3 protein-coding genes are annotated in these 3,528 nt (G+C 43.1%); all 3 read left to right on the top strand.

Translation table 11 applies throughout. The features are described 5' to 3' along the window. Positions 1-301: 301 nt before the first annotated feature. The 3 genes from B9J84_RS02390 to B9J84_RS02380 all read left to right on the top strand — a co-directional run bounded on the left by B9J84_RS02390 (position 302) and on the right by B9J84_RS02380 (position 3,408). Positions 302-1,645, top strand: coding sequence for a sodium-dependent transporter (locus tag B9J84_RS02390; protein WP_013857032.1), 1,344 nt, complete (start codon positions 302-304; stop codon positions 1,643-1,645). Positions 1,646-1,768: 123 nt separating this feature from the next. Next, positions 1,769-2,464: a TIGR01621 family pseudouridine synthase gene (locus B9J84_RS02385; RefSeq protein ID WP_017046192.1), complete on the top strand. Its 696-nt coding sequence runs from the start codon at positions 1,769-1,771 to the stop codon at positions 2,462-2,464. An 11-nt stretch (positions 2,465-2,475) separates the two neighbouring features. Beyond that, positions 2,476-3,408: a class I SAM-dependent methyltransferase gene (locus B9J84_RS02380; RefSeq protein ID WP_094123454.1), complete on the top strand. Its 933-nt coding sequence runs from the start codon at positions 2,476-2,478 to the stop codon at positions 3,406-3,408. Positions 3,409-3,528 lie beyond the last annotated feature (120 nt).

Raw genomic sequence — 3,528 nt, 5'->3', positions numbered from 1 at the left:
GCAAAGGGAAAGGGAAAAGTAAGGAAGTTTATCGCGTGAATAATATGAAAATAGTAACAGATGAATTGTGTTACTAAAGTGATCATGGCAGTTTAAAAAAATGATCTGAGGATAAAAAAGCAACAATTGAACTATAAAACTACGGTCTAATCCATAATTTATATCGTTCGTACTTCCAATTTTAATCTCAAACTGTTTTACTTGCACCATCTCAGTGCGACTAAAAATTATAACTTGTGTAATTAAAAGTTTACACTCACTTTTAGCACTGCCTAACAAACACAACATTGGTAAATAGTTTATGGCAAGTAGTTCAAGAGGTCATTTCTCATCGAGACTTGGTTTTATTATGGCGGCTGCAGGTTCTGCGGTTGGCCTAGGGAATGTGTGGGGTTTTCCGACCAAAGCGGCAAGTAATGGTGGCGCGGCATTTTTGGTGATTTATTTGGCGATGGTATTCTTGCTGGCGTTTCCAATGCTGGTTGCGGAATTGACGATCGGGCGACATGGACAATCTAACCCCATCGCTTCTTTAAGAAGTATCTGGACCAAAAATCGTGCGGCGGCGGCACTGTTTGGTATTATCGCGATGATTGCCTCATCGATGATCCTCAGTTTTTACTCCATTCTTGCCGGATGGCTTATGGGTTTTGCGGCATCTCCTATATTAGGCTTGTTGGGTTTACAGACGGCGGCCGATTGGTTAGTGAATTTTAGCGGCTTACGCAATGTTTTACTGGCTCTCGCATTTTCTTTGCTCACTATTTATGTTGTGCGAAAAGGTGTCGCGGACGGTATTGAAAAATGGTCTACCCGTTTGATGCCAGTGCTTTTTATTCTATTCGGCGCCATGATTGCTTATATCTTTACCCAAGATGGGGCAATGGAAGGATTGAAGATGTATTTGATCCCTGATATTGCGCACATCACTCCCAGTTTATTAGTAGACGCAATGGGGCAAGCTTTCTTCTCTCTCTCTTTAGGTGTTGGAGCGATGATCGTTTATGGCTCATATCTTAAGAAAGATGTTAATTTGCCAAAAACAGCGGCGCAAGTCGCGGCGATTGATACGGGAGTGGCGTTTGCCGCTGGCCTTTTGATTCTCCCAGCAATGTTTGTGGCTAAAAATCATGGTGTCGAAATTTTTGATGATGCAGGCAACTTGATGAGTTCGGGCGATTTAGTCTTCACCGTGCTGCCTGCGATGTTTGATAATATGGGCAGTGCAGGGGTGTTGCTCGGCTTTGGTTTCTTTATTTTGATGGTTATCGCAGCGCTAACTTCTTCAATTTCTATGCTAGAAGTACCAGTATCTTGCGCGCAAGATGAACTAAAAATGACTCGTAGCCAAGCAACATGGATGATCGGTGGAGCCATTGCGCTGCTGAGCATCATCATTTCCCTTAACTTTGGGGCGTTATTTAACCTAGTGGCTAACGTCTCGACCGTCTATATGCAACCTTTATTAGGTGTGGTTTGGGCTATTGTGGTGGGTTGGGTTTGGCATCGTAATAAATTGCTTGATGAGATCAAACAAGGTAACCCAGACATTGCACAAAGCCTATTCTGGAAAATTTGGCCATGGTACGTGCGTTTTGTTTGCCCCGTGGCGATTTTAATGGTCTTTGCTTATTCATTAATTTAGCGCATTCCTAAGGCTCTCATCCGAGAGCCTTTTTATCATCCTACGGCCTTGAACCTTGCATTTATTGGTATCTGTGTTGTTTAACGCTATACTCAGCCGCCTATTCTGCAGTTAGTGATTCACATGTTTGATATTCTTTATACTCACAATGATTTTCTCATCATCAACAAGCATCCCAATGTTTCTGTACACAAAGATGACGGGGATACGATGCTGCTGCAAGAAGTGGGTAAGGTTTCAGGTGATGGCCAGCTCTACTTAGTTCATCGGTTGGATAAAATGACGTCCGGCATTTTATTACTTGCCCGCCACCAAGCTGCGGCCAGTGAGTTGTCTAAAAACTTTGCAGCAAGGGAAGTCGAGAAATTCTATCTTGCCATTGGCAGTAAAAAGCCTAAAAAGAAACAGGGTTTGATAAGCGGTGATATGGAACGCTCTCGACGTTCGTCGTGGAAGTTAGTAGCGACACAAAATAACCCTGCAGTAACGCAGTTTTTTTCCTGTTCTGCTGAGCCGGGTGAACGTCTCTTTTTATGTAAACCTTTTACCGGAAAAACCCACCAAATTAGGGTTGCTTTGAAATCACTCGGCTCTGCGATTGTCGGTGACCCGATTTATCATTCTCATGATGATTCAGATAGAGGCTATCTACACGCTTTTGCGTTACGTTTTTGCTATCAGGATCAGTGGTATCAATTTATCTGCGACCCACGCAATCAAGTAGCGATGGGGCAGAAATGGAACTCAGACATTGTTAGCCAAGGGATTGAATCTTGGTTAACACCTTGGAATCTAGTTTGGCCGAAAGTAAACAAATGACAGAACAAACAATGCAACGCTCAGCGCTTTCTCACTTTTTTACCCATATTGAGCAGCAGCTCTCCTGCAATACCGGTGAAATTCGCCGCTTATTTCATGGCCGAGGTCGTCAGTGGCCAGGTCTAGAACAGCTCACCTGTGACTGGTTGCAAGGGCAGTTAGTCGTCAACTTATTTAAAAATGTCGAAGAAGATTTTCTCGCGGAGTTAAAAGCGGGTTTGTCGCACCTAACAACCCGTCCGTTATGGCTAGAAAAGCAAGGTCGTTGTGTTTTACTTCAGCATCGATATGCCGATGGCGCGCCTTCAGAAACAGTATGGGGAGAATTAGACCCTTACCCTGTGGTGATCGAAAATGGCTTAAAGTACCAATTGAGCATTGGGCGTAACCAGAATTTTGGTCTGTTTTTGGATATGCGCTACGGCCGTGAGTGGGTTTCATCTCACGCTAAACATAAAAATGTACTGAATCTATTTGCCTATACTTGCGGTTTTTCAGTAGCAGCTATTGCTGGTGGTGCTGACCAAGTTGTGAATGTCGATATGGCCAAAGCATCACTGGCTAAAGGCCGTGAAAACCATCAATTAAATGGCCACAATCTCAATTCAGTGAAGTTTCTTGGACATGATATTTTCAAGTCTTGGGGAAAAATCAAAAAATCAGGGCCATATGATCTGATTATTATTGATCCTCCTTCGTTTCAAAAAGGCAGCTTTGCGCTGACTAAAGATTATCAACGTATCTTACGCCGTTTACCAGAGTTGTTAGAACAAGGCGGCGAAGTGCTTGCATGCGTTAATTCACCAGCCGTAACCTGCGACTTTTTAATCGAAGGGATGAAGGTGGAAGCGCCATCACTTACTTTTCAAGCTCGCCTAGAAAACCCACCAGAGTTTGAAGATATTGATCCGCAAGCCAGCCTGAAAGCACTGATTTTCTCCTGAGTAGAATGGAGATCAGGTAAGATCACGCCATAATAAAGTTGGTTATGGTGTGATTTCTCCCGACTTCAGAAATTATTAATTTTCAAAAATATGTTCAATCGGTGAGGGTTTAGAATAGAT

Origin of the sequence: Vibrio sp. V03_P4A6T147, assembly GCF_002241085.1 — a bacterium.
GTDB lineage: Bacteria > Pseudomonadota > Gammaproteobacteria > Enterobacterales > Vibrionaceae > Vibrio > Vibrio anguillarum.
Note: the sequence above shows the minus strand (reverse complement) of the source record. Positions and strands in the feature narration are given on the sequence as shown.